This is a genomic window from Chryseobacterium sp. CS2K3, from assembly GCF_059515185.1.
Genome location: NZ_JCAKRW010000001.1, coordinates 453,124 through 466,564, shown reverse-complemented (window position 1 = coordinate 466,564; position 13,441 = coordinate 453,124). Strand labels below are relative to the sequence as shown.

The window sequence follows — 13,441 nt, the reverse complement described above, 5'->3', positions numbered from 1 at the left end:
GAGTGGTCTGAAGAGGGTTTACAAAAAATTAGAAACTGCAGATTCACAGTTTCTAATGGTTCAAAGATAATTCAAGTTTTTAGAATAAGAAATAACCTATCCCAAGACTAAAGCTGTGAGGTTTGGATTTAAATTCCTTACTGATATTCGAAAGTCCGTGTTCGTATCGAAGGTCTACAGTGAAATTTTTATAATCTATTCCTATACCTCCCGTAATCCCGATATTAGACTTGTCAAACTTCTTAAAACCTTCCTGTATAGATTCAGACGTTGACAGCTTATTATTGAAGGCATAGCTGTAAACCCCTCCCGCAAAAGCTCTTAGATTGAAATCATCTGTTTTAATGATCTTGTAACCTACCACTACAGGAATATCAATGGAGTTCCATGTCAATTTTGCGGAACCACCAGATTTTTCGTCGTACGATGTTTTTCTTTTGTTGAATAGCGCTTCTCCTTGTACATACAGGCTTCCAATATCTACTCTTGTCATTACACCTGCCTGATAGCCGAAACCGTATTTCCCTTCCAAGGAAGAAGATTCCGTTGAGGTTTTTGTAAAATTTGCTCCTCCCTTTACTCCTATATGAAGTGCCGGGCTTTGTTGAGCCTGAGTTTTTACAGAACATGTAATGCATAATAACAATGAGCAGAATGCTAAGAATTGTTGTTTCATAATTTTAATTATTGTTAGAAATTTGATGCAAAACAACAAATCCTGAAGGCTGTATAAAAGTTTATTTGATGAACGGTAATCAGGTAGTGACAAGCCGTAGATATTGGTATTTAATCTTTCATAGGGCTTATTAAAAGAAAAACCCCACTCCGGCTGAAGTGGGATTTTATAAAAGTATATAAAAATTAGTTCTTGATGAACTTGGAACTTTGATCTCCGATTTTATAGAGGTAAACTCCCGCTTTAAGAGATTCCACGTCAATGGCAATGTTCTTTTCTCCCGAATTAAAACTTTTATGAAGCACTATTTTCCCAGAGACATCATAGATCTGAACATTGTTTCCTCCGTTTCCGGGATTTATAATGTTCAAAAGCTTGTTTGCAGGAATAGGAAAAGCAGAAAGCTTATTTTTATTTTGTGACTGAATTTCCAAAGTGGTTAAGGTAGAAGTAGGCAATGTATATACTTCTGTAATTGTATTGCTTCCTGAATTTTTTGAAATAACAAATTTGTTCTGATTAGATACTGCATCATGAAAAATCTGATATAGGGAATGATAATCTGTCCCGAATTGCTTGATAATATTTCCGTCTTCATTGATGATGAGCATTAGGCGCTGCCCTCCCTGATTGTTGATAAAAGTCAGTATAAATTCTAATTTATCATCCGTATTAAAAATATGTTTAGAAATAGTATAGCCTTCGCTGAGTAATTCAGGAATATGCATATAGTTATTAGGAATAGTGGGCGTCAGGGTTTTGTACAATGTATGATTGGCATTGTAAATATCAAAAGTATTATTGCCCCTGCCAATCAAATAATGGGATGTACTGTTGTCTGAATAAATATCCCAGTGACCGCTGTCAGAGGTATAAGAATGTTCAAGGTTTATTTGACCAAACGCACAGTTTGCTGCTAGAATGGTCATTGAAAAAAGAATTTTTTTCATAAGTGATTGTTATTTAAATGAATTTGGCACAAAACAATACATCTGAAAGATGACGTGAAATTTTATTTGATGAATGGTAAAAATGCTATGACAAGAATCCGTTTTCAGGTGAAAATAAGAACCAGGAAGTAAGATTGCAATGGGATAAAAAAATAAACCCGCTTCATTAGCGGGTTTATAGTATTTATTGTAGGTAGGTACCTTATTTTTTAAATGTAAGTACTAAAGGAATGGATACCGAAGATGATACCGGTTTTCCATTACTTTCGGCAGGTTTCCACTTGCCATTCTCTTTAATGCGGTAGAATGCCGCTTCAATGAATGCATTTACATCTTCATTATTTCCTTTTACATGAGCATCAAGGGCATTTCCTTTAGAATCCACTACAAAAGTTAATGTCGCTTTATAAGATTCTGAAGAGTAATTTAAGAAAGCAAGATCAACGGTCTGTGATAATGATTTTTGAAAAGCCGCTTTACCTGTTTCGTATTCTGCTTCCCTGGTCACTTTTGTTGTTACAGGCGGATCATTGTTTATTATTTTTTTTTCGTCCTCAGCAATTTTCTCAAGAGCATTTTTATAAGAGGTTATTTTGTCCTCGGTAAGAAGCCACTCCAGCTTAGTTCTTAAATCATTAGGCTTAGGATATTTATTATACAGAGCCTTTTTCTTTCTTTCATATTTGGAATCCGCTTTCTGGAATGCAGACACCTGAGCGCCCGCGAAAGCAAATGTAGTTATGAATGCTAATGCTAAGAGTTTTTTCATCTTAATATGCTTTTACGATATTAATAATAACTTCAGTTGCTTTTTCCATGCTTTCTAAAGCTACATATTCATAAGGACCGTGGAAATTGATTCCTCCCGCGAAGATATTAGGACAAGGAAGACCCATATAAGAAAGCTGAGCGCCATCTGTACCGCCTCTGATTGCTTTGATCTTCGGCTCAATACCCGCTTCAGTCATTGCTTTTGCAGCAAGATCTACAATGTGCATTTTGCCTTCAAACTGCTGTTTCATGTTTCTGTATTGTTCCTTGATTTCTACTTCAGCAGTTCCTTCACCATGCTTTTGGTTGAATTCAGCAACTTTTTCTTCCATGAATTTCTTTCTGGCTTCAAATTTATCAGCATCATGATCACGGATGATATATTGAAGTTTTGCTTCAGAAATATCGGCGTTAATATCCATTAAATGATAGAAACCATCAAATCCTTTAGTTGTTGCAGGAGTTTCATTAGCGGGTAACATTTGTGCAAATTCAGAAGCCAATAATGCTGCATTGATCATTTTACCATAAGCATAACCTGGGTGTACACTTAACCCGTGGATTTTTACCACTGCTCCGGCAGCATTGAAGTTTTCGTATTCCAATTCTCCAACTTCTCCGCCATCCATCGTATAAGCCCATTCTGCACCAAATTTTGCTACATCAAACTTATGAGCTCCTCTTCCGATTTCTTCATCAGGCGTAAATCCTACAGCAATTCTTCCATGCTTAATTTCCGGATGAGCGATAAGGTATTCAGCAGCAGTTACAATCTCTGCACAACCTGCTTTATCATCAGCTCCAAGAAGTGTATTTCCGTCAGTAGTAATTAACGTCTGACCGATATATTTTTTTAAACTTTCAAATCTCGCAGGAGACAAGGTGAATCCTGTAGTCTGGTTCAGTAACAGATCATTTCCATCATAATTTTCCCAAACCTGAGGCTTTACATTTTCCCCACTGAAATCCGGTGATGTATCATAGTGTGAAATGAATCCAATTGTAGGTCTGTCATCATTTTCAAGGTTAGAAGGAACATAGCCCATAATATAACCGTGCTCATCAATTGAAACATCTTCCAAACCGATTGTTCTCAGCTCTTCCGTAATATAATTCGCAATATTCCATTGACGTTCAGTAGAAGGAGTAGACTCACTTTCTGCATCACTCGTTGAATATATTTTTACATAGCTAAGAAAACGGTTCAGTAATTTCTCTTTCCATAAAGGATTGAATTCTATTGTACTCATCAGATTTATCATAAATTTTAACAAAGTTAGCAAATTTGACGCTCCGAATATATTATTTGCGACTGAATATCAGTTATTGAAATTTTAAATCACATCTAAAACTTTGAAAATCAAAATAATGTTAGCTTTGTATGTCGTAGATACTAAATAGTTTAGTTTTATTATATTTGAGAAAATCAAAAAGTAAAAATGTTTCTTACCGAATGTCCTAGAGATGCAATGCAGGGATGGGGAGAATTTATCCCCACCAATAAAAAGATCGATTATATCAACTCCTTAATGGATGTTGGCTTTGATGTATTGGATTGCCTGAGCTTTGTTTCTCCAAAAGCAATTCCCCAGATGGCTGACTCTGATGAGGTGGCTGAAAATATAGATAAATCCCGTTCCAAAACTAAAGTTTCGGCTATTATCGGAAACTACAGAGGAGCAGAAAAAGCATTGAAGCATGAATCTGTAGATATCCTTGGGTTCCCGTTCTCTATTTCTGAAACATTTCAGCACAGAAATACCAATAAGAGTCAGGACGAAGCTTTTGAGGAGATCATTAAAATGCTGGAGCTGGTAAAAAGCGAAGGAAAACAACTGAATATTTACTTTTCCATGGCATTTGGAAACCCTTACGGTGAAATGTGGAAATGGGAAGATGTAGATCAGTGGGCGCAAAGGTTCTCTGATATTGGCGTAAAGGATATTCTTCTTTCGGATACAACAGGAGTGGCAACACCGGAAACGATTGCCCTTTTATTTGAAAAAATACCTTCAAAATATCCTGAAATCAACTTCGGAGGGCATTTTCATAACCGTTATGAAGAATCTTATTCAAAATTGAAAGCGGCTTATGATCAGGGGTGCAGAAGATTCGACAGTGCAATTAAAGGTATCGGCGGATGTCCGATGGCTAAAGATGATCTGGTTGGAAATATGCCTACAGAACAGGTAATCAATTTTATGAGCGTTGAAAAAGCTGATCATAAACTGAATCTGCTGAACTTTGAAAGTTCTTACAATAAAGCGAAGGATATTTTTCATTTTTAAATTGATGAAAAGATAATACGTCTTTCACAGATTTTACAGATTTTTCTGTCTTCAAAATTTGTCTGAAATAAAAATTAATAGGAGCGGGCTTTAGCCCGCTTTATTATATAAATCATTCATTGGCTTTAGCCAAAACCTAATTAAATTCAACCTAAAACAATCATAAAATGTCTCCAATCATAACATCATCCCAATTAAAAAACATTTCCAAAGAACATCTTATCATTCTTGATGCAAGAGTAGGAAAAGATGTAAAACAAAACTATCTTGATAAGCACATCAAAGGAGCTAGATTCATTGATCTTGATAAGGATTTGGCTGATATAGGAGAAAATGCTGCTTTTGGAGGCAGACACCCGCTTCCGAGCCCAGAAATATTTGCTGAAACACTTTCCAATCTTGGAATAACTGAAGGTACTCATATTGTAATTTATGATGATAAAAACGGATCCAATGCAGCTGCTAGGGCTTGGTGGATGCTAAGGTCTTTTGGGTTTGAAAATGTACAGGTTCTGGATGGAGGAATTCAGGCTGCTGAGAATGAGAATATAGAATTTTCATCGGGAGAAGAAACCTTCGAAAAAGCACCATTGATTAATAGAACAGATTGGTCTTTACCCATTTCAAGCCTTGAACAGGTTGAAAACGAGTTGAAAAGCAATTCTTCTACCATAATTGATGTAAGAGATGCTTACCGTTACAGAGGCGAATCTGAGCCTATCGATCTTGTTGCCGGGCATATTCCGGGAGCTATTAATATTCCTTTTTCTGAAAACCTGGATGAAAATGGGTTCTTCCTGAGTCCGGAGGCTTTAAAAGAAAAATACAGCCAGTTATTGAAAAATAAACCTGAACGTCTGATCATTCACTGTGGTTCAGGAGTGACGGCTTGTCATACGATTTTAGCATTAGCGCATGCAGGATTAGATACCCCAAATCTCTATGTAGGCTCATGGAGTGAATGGAGCAGGAGAGAAGGAAAAGAAATTGCTAAAGAGATTTAAAATTAATTGATTTTTAGTTTAAAATAGAAAAAGGATGTCACATGCTGACATCCTTTTTATTTCAATTGTTTATTGCTTAAATGAAGTAAAGAAATTATGATAAATCCTAATCCTGTAATAAAAGGGGGCTGAGCCTTCATCTGCGCTCCCACATACAACATATATACTCCTAAGAAAGCAAGCAATATTGCTCCGGTTTTTTTAATCATGGGTTAAAAATTTATGAGCAATATAGGCAATTTATCTGGTTTAGAAAACCGGCTGATTCTACAGCATTCCTAATTCAAACTTAGCCTCTTCACTCATCATATCCTTATTCCAGCTAGGTTCAAAGGTAAGCTCTAAATCTACACTGTTTACATGCTCTACTTCACCTACTTTATCTTTTACTTCCTGAGGAAGCGTTTCAGCAACCGGACAGTTGGGAGTTGTAAGTGTCATTATAATTTTTACGTCAGCATCATCGGAGATCTGTACATCATAAATTAACCCTAGCTCGTAAATATCTACCGGAATTTCGGGGTCATATACGGTTTTTAGTACGCTGATGATTTCCTCACCAATGTCAGCAATTTGATCGTCTGTAAATTTCATTTTTTAATCTAGATTGATATTCCTTTTCAACAAATCTTCCTGACGCATACGCCGGAAAATATTTGCCAAAGTTAAGACATCTTTTTCACAATAATCAACAATTCTCTGCAAGTCTTTCTCTATGTAGTAAATTGATGAAACCATTGAGCCGTCAATATCATCCTTCGGAGTGGGAATACCAAAGACATGAGCTAATAATTCCAGGGATACAAAACTTTTATAATCTCCGAATTTCCACAGTTCCATTGTATCGATATGCGGGATTTCCCAAGGCTTTTTTCCGAACATCTGAAAAGGTGCCGGAGGTTGTATTCCATTGATCAGATATCGTCTGGCAATCCAGGGAAAATCAAATTCTTTTCCGTTGTGAGCACAGAGAATGACATTATGAAGTCGAGGACTGTTGAATATTTCACCAAATTCCAGAAGCATTTTCTTTTCATCATGTCCGGAGAAGCTTTTGATCTTTAAAGTCTCATTCTTTTCCAGCATTCCGATGGTGATGCAGATGATCTTTCCGAATTCAGCCATAATACCGGCTCTGTCATAAAACTCTTCTGCTGATACCTCATCTTTCCTCTGAAACTTAGTTTTTTTGTCCCAAAGATGCTGATCGGTTTCAGATAAATCATCCCAGGAGGCTGCCTGTGGAACGGTTTCAATATCAAGGAATAAAACTCTTTCTAATGGTATGTTCTGTATCATTGTGTTTTTTATTTGCTATCCTACCTGCATTCCGTTTTTTGTTGGTAAAGAAGGTGTTAAAAGGGTAACATCTTTTTTATCATCACCATATAATCCTAAAACTAAACATTCACTGAAGAAATTGGCAATCTGTTTTTTAGGGAAATTTACCACTGCTAAAATCTGTTTTCCTATCAATTCTTCTTTTTCATAAAGAGAAGTGATTTGTGCAGAGGATTTTCTGATTCCTAAATCTCCAAAATCTATTTCTAATTGATAAGACGGATTTCTTGCCTTTTCAAAATCGTTTACTGAAATAATCGTTCCGCATCTGATGTCTACTTTTTCAAAATCTGCCCAAGTGATGTCTGGTTTTGTGGTCATGGTAATGTATTAATTAAATGTTCTACTTCTGTTTTCTGTTCTGCATATTTTTGTTGTAATTCTGAACCTTCGCCCATTCTTTTGTAATATTCCAGAGCCTTACCACCAAAGAATTTTTTATGAAAATCCGAAATCTCCGGAACCTGTGGAAAAACTTTATGAAAAAGCATTTCATAGTAAGCCTGGAATTCGCGTTCATTTTTGTCTTCAATAACTTGTCCGGGAGCTTTTTGCCTTACATGAAGCATCTCATGAGCAATCATGTTTAGAACCAGATTCAGATCAAAATCAAATAAATTTCTTGGAATCATTACGGTTTGGGGTCCTCCCAATTCACCTTCTGCGGTAAGAAGCATGGAGGTTGGAGAAAGCTCTTCCCTGAAACCAAAACCTGCAAAATTATCGTGTTCAAGATCAAAAGAATGAATAAGATATTTTGCGGCATCCAGTATTTGATTGTGTTCCTTATAGGCGTCAAGGTGTAAATGGATCTGCTCGAAATTCATTTAGAATATGTTTTATAACAAATGTATTAAAATATTGAGAATACAAAGACTGTTTGTGGGAATATTGCCTTTTAAATATTGTTGAATTAAATATTTAAATGATTACAGGTAATTAAGACGCTTTAATTGTATCCGTTTAAATTGAAAAAACTGTATCTGTGCTTATTCATCCATTCTTCAGAACTTTACTTAAAGATAAATACATAATAACAGAAGCATGAAAATCACAATAGTAGGCTATAAAATGGAGAAAAAGTTTTCTCAGGGTGTGGCGAATGATGAAGATACAGAATTAATTAATTTTTTAATCAGCAAAGGCTTGGACGTTGTTCCTTCCATCTGGAATGATGAAAATATAGACTGGAGTAATTTTGACATTGCGATTATTAAATCTCCGTGGGATTATCATAACCATTTGAATGAATTCCTGAATTGGCTGGAAAGAATTAATAAACTGGGGGTTAAAGTATTGAATCCGGTTGATATTATTAAATGGAACTCAGACAAGCATTACCTGAAAGATATTGCAGCTAAAGGACTTCCGGTAATCCCAGCTGAATATCTTGACAAAGGCTCTTCTTTTAACAATCATTTTTTTGATCTTTTTAAAGCAGAGAAGCTCGTGGTAAAACCTTGTGTAAGTGCGGGAGCACAAAATACAATTACCGTAAGCAGAAACAACTTTGATGAACGTTCAGCAGAAATAGAACAGCTTTTGAAAGAGCAGGATTATATGGTACAGCCTTTTGTAGAGGAAATCCAAAACGGAGAATGGTCATTCCTTTTTTTCAATGGAAAATATAGCCACTGTTCATTAAAAACTCCCAAGCAAGGCGATTTCAGAGTACAGCATTATCATGGCGGAACAATCAGTTATCCTATACCAGATCCCTTGCATATAGAACAGGCAGGTGCTTATTTAAAAAGTTTACCACAATCAACGCTTTATGCGAGAGTAGACGGAGTTCTTATTGATCACTCATTCAGGTTAATGGAACTGGAACTCATTGAACCTTACCTGTTTTTGAATGGAAACAATACCTTATTGGAAAATTATTATCAGGCATTAATGACTCTGGTTTCTTAATTTTTAAATTATTTTGTAATAAACCGTTTCTGCTTTGAGACGGTTTTTATTTAATAATTGAGAGTGATATTTTAAAATAAAAACAGGATCGGAGGGCAAGTTCCGGTCCTGTTAAACAAGATTAAGTGTAAAATTCAGCCTTATAAAGGCAAAAAGAATACAAATGTGTACAGATTTTTATTGAATCTTAATCTATGTTTAAGGGGATTGATAGTAATGGTACTTTATTTTTATAAGCCATAATAGCCGTTTTGCTTCGGTGAAATAGAGACTCCACGAAATTATACCGATAAGGGATCATGGTCAGAAGGTCCGCATTGGTTAGTTTTACTTCCTCTTCAATGGCTTTTATCACTTCCATAGACTGAATCATTTTAAAGGTATATTTAATATCATCCATGTCATATCCGGAATTTAAATCTATATCTTCAATGGCTTCCGTAAAATCCTCCAGACTTTCACTTACATTGAATACTTCTATCTCAGAACTGAATTCATTGATGAAATAATAAATATCATTCATTGCAGACCAGCTCATACATTTATGAGTATCATAAGCAAAAAGAATCTTTCGGATACCCGTATATTCAATATGTCCGGGAACAATCAGTATGGGTTTTCTGATTCTGTGAATGGCTTTGGTCACGGTATTTCCCAACAGTCTTTGTTCAAGTGTTTTTTCAGCCATTCCCATGATGATAAAGTCACAGTTTATGATCCGGATGCAATTATTAAGTTCTTCAATAAAATTACCTGAAGCAAGGTGATATTCTGTTTCTATAGAATATATTGCATTGATTTCATTAGCCTTATCAGAAAGTTTTTTTTGATTTTTAAGAGTCTGTTCATAGAAAAAATCAGCAGAAGCCTGAGCATTCAGGGCGTGAATAGAAATACTCTGTAAATTGAAAAGAATCATTTTATATTGGTTTTCCTTCGCAATAGAAGCCGCATAATGTGTGGCATTTTCAGCTTCCGGTGAGAAATCTGTGCAGACAATTATTGTTTTCATTGTACCGATTTTAGTATTGCAAAACTAGGAAGGATCAGATCGCTTTTGATTAAAAATAATGTGATGTTGCATAAAATGATGATGAAATGTATTTTTCAGGTGATGAAACGTCAGTCTTCATTTGAACTCTCTTATTTTACGTTTCATGTACGGTTTTGGCGGTCTCGTTTAAAATCGGTCAGACTCTTCTAAAATCTATTTTTATATTTACACTCACAAAGCCCCGGAAATGAATAAGATTTCTACCATAAGAAAAAATTTAATACGCAGTAAAAAGATCCTTTCCGCAATGAAAAGGAGGTTGGTGATTTGGGCGGTAGCAGTAGTTGCTTTCTGCGGATTTTCTTATCTGATAGACCCTTTTGATCCCGTTTGGCAAAGCTATTTAGACACCCCGTTAAAAATGGTGGTTGAAGACGCCTTATGGATTCTTCTTTTCTCTGTTATCATTTCTGAAGTAAGTATCCTTATTGATATGGCACTCAATAAATTACTTCCCTGGAAAGACAGGACGGTCAAACGATTACTTATTCAGGGTTTTATTCAGATTGTAGGAAGTGTTCTGATTGTAGTGATTGTGAATGCCATTGTAGAATGTACCTCAGACAATTTACCGGAAATGGATTCCCGAAAAGAATACACCTTGATGGGACAATGGGTAGCTACCAATATTGTAATATCATTGATCATAAGCGGGTTTAATACAGTGGATTATTTACTTCAAAACTGGAAAAAAACAGCCGTAGAAGCAGCTCAGCATAAAATCAGAGCCTCCAAACACAAGCAGGCGGCTATGGCAGCAGAACTTCAGGCACTCAAGCTGCAGATAGATCCGCATTTTATCTTTAATAATCTGAGTGTGCTTTCTGAGCTTATTCTTGAAGATCAGCAGCTTGGATATGAGTATTCAGAAAAATTTGCAAGAGTATACAGATACTTATTGGTCAATTCCAAAAAAGATATCATTGCTGTAGAAGAAGAGCTGAAATTTTTAGACTCTTATATCTTTCTGATTGAGAAAAGAATAGGAGAAGGAGTGATATTTAAAATAGATATTAAAGAAGAATACAGATCTATGTACACCCTTCCGTTGTCCCTGCAGCTATTGGTTGAAAATGCCATCAAGCATAATCAAACCTCAAAGGCGAATCCGCTGGAAATTCATGTGCATACAAACGCAGAGGGAGAGCTTGTGGTTTCCAATACGTTTTTACCTTTGATTAATAAACCGGATTCCTCAGGGGTAGGACTTACCAACGTGATGACCCGATATGAGATCCTTGGATATGCAAAACCGATCATTGAAAAGACTGAAGATAAATTTATTGTAAAACTTCCATTGATATGAAGATAAATAAAATTTTAATTGTAGAAGATGAAAGACCCAATGCCGACAGGTTAAAAAGGTTGTTGCTGAAACTAAGACCTCATATTGAAATACTGTCTGTAGAAGACTCGATAACCTCTACCGTAAATTGGCTGGAAAACAACGTTGTTCCGGATATCATCATGATGGATATTCGTTTGGCAGACGGGATTAGCTTTGAGATTTTTAATAAACACGAAATTAAAAGTGCAGTCATCTTCACAACAGCATACGATGAATATGCGGTGCAGGCTTTCAAATATAACAGTGTAGATTATCTTTTGAAACCGATAGATGAGGAAGAGCTTGATGCAGCCCTGAAACGTTATGAAACCTTTATGGAAGCGGTTCCGGTAGTAGGTTCTGCTATTGAAGGCTTACTTAATTATATTCAGCCAAAAGATTATAGAAAGCGCTTTTTGATTGTTCACCGTGACGGATATAAAACGGTGCTTGCCGAAGATATTTTATACTTTTATACAGAACTAGGAATCAGTAAAGCAATGTTAAATACAGGGGTTGTAGAAAATATTCCTCAGACATTAGAAGAGCTTGAAAAACAGCTTGATCCTAAATTTTTCTTCCGTGCGAACAGACAATTTATTATCCACATAGATTCTGTAAAACAGATTTATAATCATTTTAATGGTAAACTAAAACTGGAATTGAGAAAACAACCTGAAATGGAGGTCATTGTAAGTCGGGAAAAGGCTTCTGTATTCAAATCCTGGATGGATTATTAATCAAAGAATTTAAATATTTACAAGCTGTCTCAATCGGGGCAGCTTTTATTTTGCCTTGCTTTTAAACCTCCATAATATTAAAGTTAAAACCCTCTTTTTAACAATCAGAATGGCAGGAATATTCATTTTCCTTTCATTTTTGGAATGCTACGTTTCACCTGCGATTAATTACGCTTCACCTCATTTTTAGATCACTATCCTTATTATATGAACTTATTTTGCTGTTGTAAAATTTAAAATCAAATGTTATGAATTACAGAAAAGGATATCTGGCACTTTCACTCGCGGCTGCATCAATATTGTATTCTTGCGGGTCTGGGAATGCCCAGGAAAATGCTCAGCAGATGCAGCAGGCACTTCCTACAGATTTTATCCAGGTGAAATCCGGAAATGAAGATGTTTCTACAGGATATCCCGGAAGTATAGAAGGGCAGGATAATGTAGAAATTAAAGCTCAGGTAACAGGATACCTGGAAGCTGTTTATATAAAAGAAGGACAGTATGTGAGTAAAGGGCAAACATTATTCAGAATCAATCCTTCTGTATATAATGAGCAGGTAAACACTAATGAAGCAGCATTGAAATCTGCTTTGGCAGCTCAGGAAACAGCAAGGCTGGAAGTGGAAAAACTCAGACCTCTTGTAGAAGGAAAAGTAGTGTCCGATATGCAGCTGAAAACAGCTCAGGCAAACCTAAAAGCAGCATCAGCACAAGTCGCTCAGGCACAGTCTTCTTTAGGATCATCAAAGATCAATGCCAACTTTACTTATATCAAAGCTCCGGTAAGCGGATACATAGGAAGAATTCCGAACAGGGTAGGAAACCTGATCAGCCCGTCGGATGCTTCTCCCCTTACAACATTATCAAACATCAGCACTGTGAATGTATATTTTTCTATGAATGAAGCGGATTTTATTGCACACAGCAGAGCCGCAGCATCCGGTGAAAAAGCAGAAAATGTAGAGCTTGTTTTAGCAGATGGTTCCAAATACGGATTCAAAGGAAGATTGGAAAATGCAAGTGGAAATTTCGACAGAAATACAGGAAGCATCCAGATGAAAGCTGTTTTCCAGAACCCTGATAAATTGTTGAGATCGGGAGGCACAGGCAGAGTGATGATACACAATGCTCTGGATGGAGTAATTAAGCTTCCGAAAACATCCGTAAAAGATATTCAGGATAAATTCTTCGTTTACAAGCTTGATGGCAAGGATAAAGTAAAAATGACCCAGATAAAAGTATCAGGAAGTACACCTGAAGATTATTTTGTAAAAGAAGGTGTGGGAGCAGGAGATAAAATTGCCATCAATAGAATTGATGCTCTTACAGACGGGGCTTTGGTTGTAGCCAAAGTAGCACCTTCAAAATAATTTTTA

Annotated in this window: 16 protein-coding genes; 6 read left to right on the top strand and 10 right to left on the bottom strand. The window is 36.0% G+C overall.

The features are described 5' to 3' along the window. Positions 1-79: 79 nt before the first annotated feature. From AC5YGG_RS02135 to pepT, 4 genes are all read right to left on the bottom strand, one after another. The gene (locus AC5YGG_RS02135; RefSeq protein WP_496142763.1) at positions 80-676 is read right to left on the bottom strand and encodes a porin family protein; all 597 of its coding nucleotides are present in this window, start codon (positions 674-676) and stop codon (positions 80-82) included. 185 nt (positions 677-861) lie between these two features. Continuing rightward, complete coding sequence (locus AC5YGG_RS02130) at positions 862-1,626, bottom strand: T9SS type A sorting domain-containing protein (protein ID WP_496142762.1); 765 nt, start codon at positions 1,624-1,626, stop codon at positions 862-864. Between the two features lie 202 nt (positions 1,627-1,828). Continuing rightward, the gene (locus tag AC5YGG_RS02125) at positions 1,829-2,395 is read right to left on the bottom strand and encodes an energy transducer TonB (protein WP_496142761.1); all 567 of its coding nucleotides are present in this window, start codon (positions 2,393-2,395) and stop codon (positions 1,829-1,831) included. Position 2,396: 1 nt separating this feature from the next. Next, positions 2,397-3,647: a peptidase T gene (gene pepT / locus AC5YGG_RS02120; RefSeq protein ID WP_496142760.1), complete on the bottom strand. Its 1,251-nt coding sequence runs from the start codon at positions 3,645-3,647 to the stop codon at positions 2,397-2,399. A gap of 189 nt (positions 3,648-3,836) precedes the next feature. Here pepT and AC5YGG_RS02115 point away from each other — a divergent pair, with 189 nt between their 5' ends. Next, positions 3,837-4,685, top strand: a complete 849-nt coding sequence (locus tag AC5YGG_RS02115) for a hydroxymethylglutaryl-CoA lyase (RefSeq protein ID WP_065395612.1) — start codon at positions 3,837-3,839, stop codon at positions 4,683-4,685. 167 nt (positions 4,686-4,852) lie between these two features. Next, entirely contained in the window at positions 4,853-5,689 is an 837-nt protein-coding gene (locus tag AC5YGG_RS02110; protein ID WP_496142759.1) for a sulfurtransferase, read from the top strand. A gap of 56 nt (positions 5,690-5,745) precedes the next feature. Here AC5YGG_RS02110 and AC5YGG_RS02105 read toward each other — a convergent pair whose 3' ends face one another. The 5 genes from AC5YGG_RS02105 to AC5YGG_RS02085 are packed head-to-tail and all read right to left on the bottom strand — an operon-like array spanning position 5,746 to position 7,857. Further along, positions 5,746-5,898: a hypothetical protein gene (locus AC5YGG_RS02105; RefSeq protein ID WP_496142758.1), complete on the bottom strand. Its 153-nt coding sequence runs from the start codon at positions 5,896-5,898 to the stop codon at positions 5,746-5,748. Positions 5,899-5,956: 58 nt separating this feature from the next. Next, a complete protein-coding gene (locus AC5YGG_RS02100; RefSeq protein ID WP_065395614.1) occupies positions 5,957-6,283 on the bottom strand; it encodes an SUF system Fe-S cluster assembly protein in 327 nt (108 codons plus the stop codon). Positions 6,284-6,286: 3 nt separating this feature from the next. Further along, positions 6,287-6,988, bottom strand: a complete 702-nt coding sequence (locus AC5YGG_RS02095) for a 3'-5' exonuclease (protein WP_496142757.1) — start codon at positions 6,986-6,988, stop codon at positions 6,287-6,289. Between the two features lie 15 nt (positions 6,989-7,003). After that, entirely contained in the window at positions 7,004-7,351 is a 348-nt protein-coding gene (locus tag AC5YGG_RS02090) for a tRNA-binding protein (protein ID WP_496142756.1), read from the bottom strand. Beyond that, a complete protein-coding gene (locus AC5YGG_RS02085; RefSeq protein WP_496142755.1) occupies positions 7,348-7,857 on the bottom strand; it encodes a hypothetical protein in 510 nt (169 codons plus the stop codon). Before AC5YGG_RS02085 ends, AC5YGG_RS02090 begins: the two co-directional genes overlap by 4 nt. A gap of 217 nt (positions 7,858-8,074) precedes the next feature. Between AC5YGG_RS02085 and AC5YGG_RS02080 the strand changes: the two genes are divergently transcribed. Further along, entirely contained in the window at positions 8,075-8,944 is an 870-nt protein-coding gene (locus tag AC5YGG_RS02080; protein WP_496142754.1) for an ATP-grasp domain-containing protein, read from the top strand. A gap of 187 nt (positions 8,945-9,131) precedes the next feature. Here AC5YGG_RS02080 and AC5YGG_RS02075 read toward each other — a convergent pair whose 3' ends face one another. Beyond that, on the bottom strand, positions 9,132-9,956 hold the full coding sequence (locus tag AC5YGG_RS02075; RefSeq protein WP_496142753.1) for a universal stress protein: 825 nt from the start codon (positions 9,954-9,956) through the stop codon (positions 9,132-9,134). Between the two features lie 229 nt (positions 9,957-10,185). On the opposite strand from AC5YGG_RS02075, the gene AC5YGG_RS02070 reads away from it, so the two are divergent. The 3 genes from AC5YGG_RS02070 (at position 10,186) to AC5YGG_RS02060 (ending at position 13,435) form a co-directional block, all read left to right on the top strand. Beyond that, a complete protein-coding gene (locus AC5YGG_RS02070; protein ID WP_496142752.1) occupies positions 10,186-11,304 on the top strand; it encodes a sensor histidine kinase in 1,119 nt (372 codons plus the stop codon). Further along, the gene (locus AC5YGG_RS02065) at positions 11,301-12,065 is read left to right on the top strand and encodes a LytR/AlgR family response regulator transcription factor (RefSeq protein ID WP_496142751.1); all 765 of its coding nucleotides are present in this window, start codon (positions 11,301-11,303) and stop codon (positions 12,063-12,065) included. Before AC5YGG_RS02070 ends, AC5YGG_RS02065 begins: the two co-directional genes overlap by 4 nt. 248 nt (positions 12,066-12,313) lie before the next feature. Continuing rightward, positions 12,314-13,435: an efflux RND transporter periplasmic adaptor subunit gene (locus AC5YGG_RS02060; RefSeq protein WP_496142750.1), complete on the top strand. Its 1,122-nt coding sequence runs from the start codon at positions 12,314-12,316 to the stop codon at positions 13,433-13,435. Positions 13,436-13,441 lie beyond the last annotated feature (6 nt).

Excerpts from the sequence above, each read along its gene's own strand:
- AC5YGG_RS02135 (WP_496142763.1), bottom strand. The coding sequence starts at position 676 with ATGAAACAACAATTCTTAGCATTCTGCTCATTGTTATTATGCATTACA.
- AC5YGG_RS02130 (WP_496142762.1), bottom strand. The coding sequence starts at position 1,626 with ATGAAAAAAATTCTTTTTTCAATGACCATTCTAGCAGCAAACTGTGCG.
- AC5YGG_RS02125 (WP_496142761.1), bottom strand. The coding sequence starts at position 2,395 with ATGAAAAAACTCTTAGCATTAGCATTCATAACTACATTTGCTTTCGCG.
- pepT (WP_496142760.1), bottom strand. The coding sequence starts at position 3,647 with ATGAGTACAATAGAATTCAATCCTTTATGGAAAGAGAAATTACTGAAC.
- AC5YGG_RS02115 (WP_065395612.1), top strand. The coding sequence starts at position 3,837 with ATGTTTCTTACCGAATGTCCTAGAGATGCAATGCAGGGATGGGGAGAA.
- AC5YGG_RS02110 (WP_496142759.1), top strand. The coding sequence starts at position 4,853 with ATGTCTCCAATCATAACATCATCCCAATTAAAAAACATTTCCAAAGAA.
- AC5YGG_RS02105 (WP_496142758.1), bottom strand. The coding sequence starts at position 5,898 with ATGATTAAAAAAACCGGAGCAATATTGCTTGCTTTCTTAGGAGTATAT.
- AC5YGG_RS02100 (WP_065395614.1), bottom strand. The coding sequence starts at position 6,283 with ATGAAATTTACAGACGATCAAATTGCTGACATTGGTGAGGAAATCATC.
- AC5YGG_RS02095 (WP_496142757.1), bottom strand. The coding sequence starts at position 6,988 with ATGATACAGAACATACCATTAGAAAGAGTTTTATTCCTTGATATTGAA.
- AC5YGG_RS02090 (WP_496142756.1), bottom strand. The coding sequence starts at position 7,351 with ATGACCACAAAACCAGACATCACTTGGGCAGATTTTGAAAAAGTAGAC.
- AC5YGG_RS02085 (WP_496142755.1), bottom strand. The coding sequence starts at position 7,857 with ATGAATTTCGAGCAGATCCATTTACACCTTGACGCCTATAAGGAACAC.
- AC5YGG_RS02080 (WP_496142754.1), top strand. The coding sequence starts at position 8,075 with ATGAAAATCACAATAGTAGGCTATAAAATGGAGAAAAAGTTTTCTCAG.
- AC5YGG_RS02075 (WP_496142753.1), bottom strand. The coding sequence starts at position 9,956 with ATGAAAACAATAATTGTCTGCACAGATTTCTCACCGGAAGCTGAAAAT.
- AC5YGG_RS02070 (WP_496142752.1), top strand. The coding sequence starts at position 10,186 with ATGAATAAGATTTCTACCATAAGAAAAAATTTAATACGCAGTAAAAAG.
- AC5YGG_RS02065 (WP_496142751.1), top strand. The coding sequence starts at position 11,301 with ATGAAGATAAATAAAATTTTAATTGTAGAAGATGAAAGACCCAATGCC.
- AC5YGG_RS02060 (WP_496142750.1), top strand. The coding sequence starts at position 12,314 with ATGAATTACAGAAAAGGATATCTGGCACTTTCACTCGCGGCTGCATCA.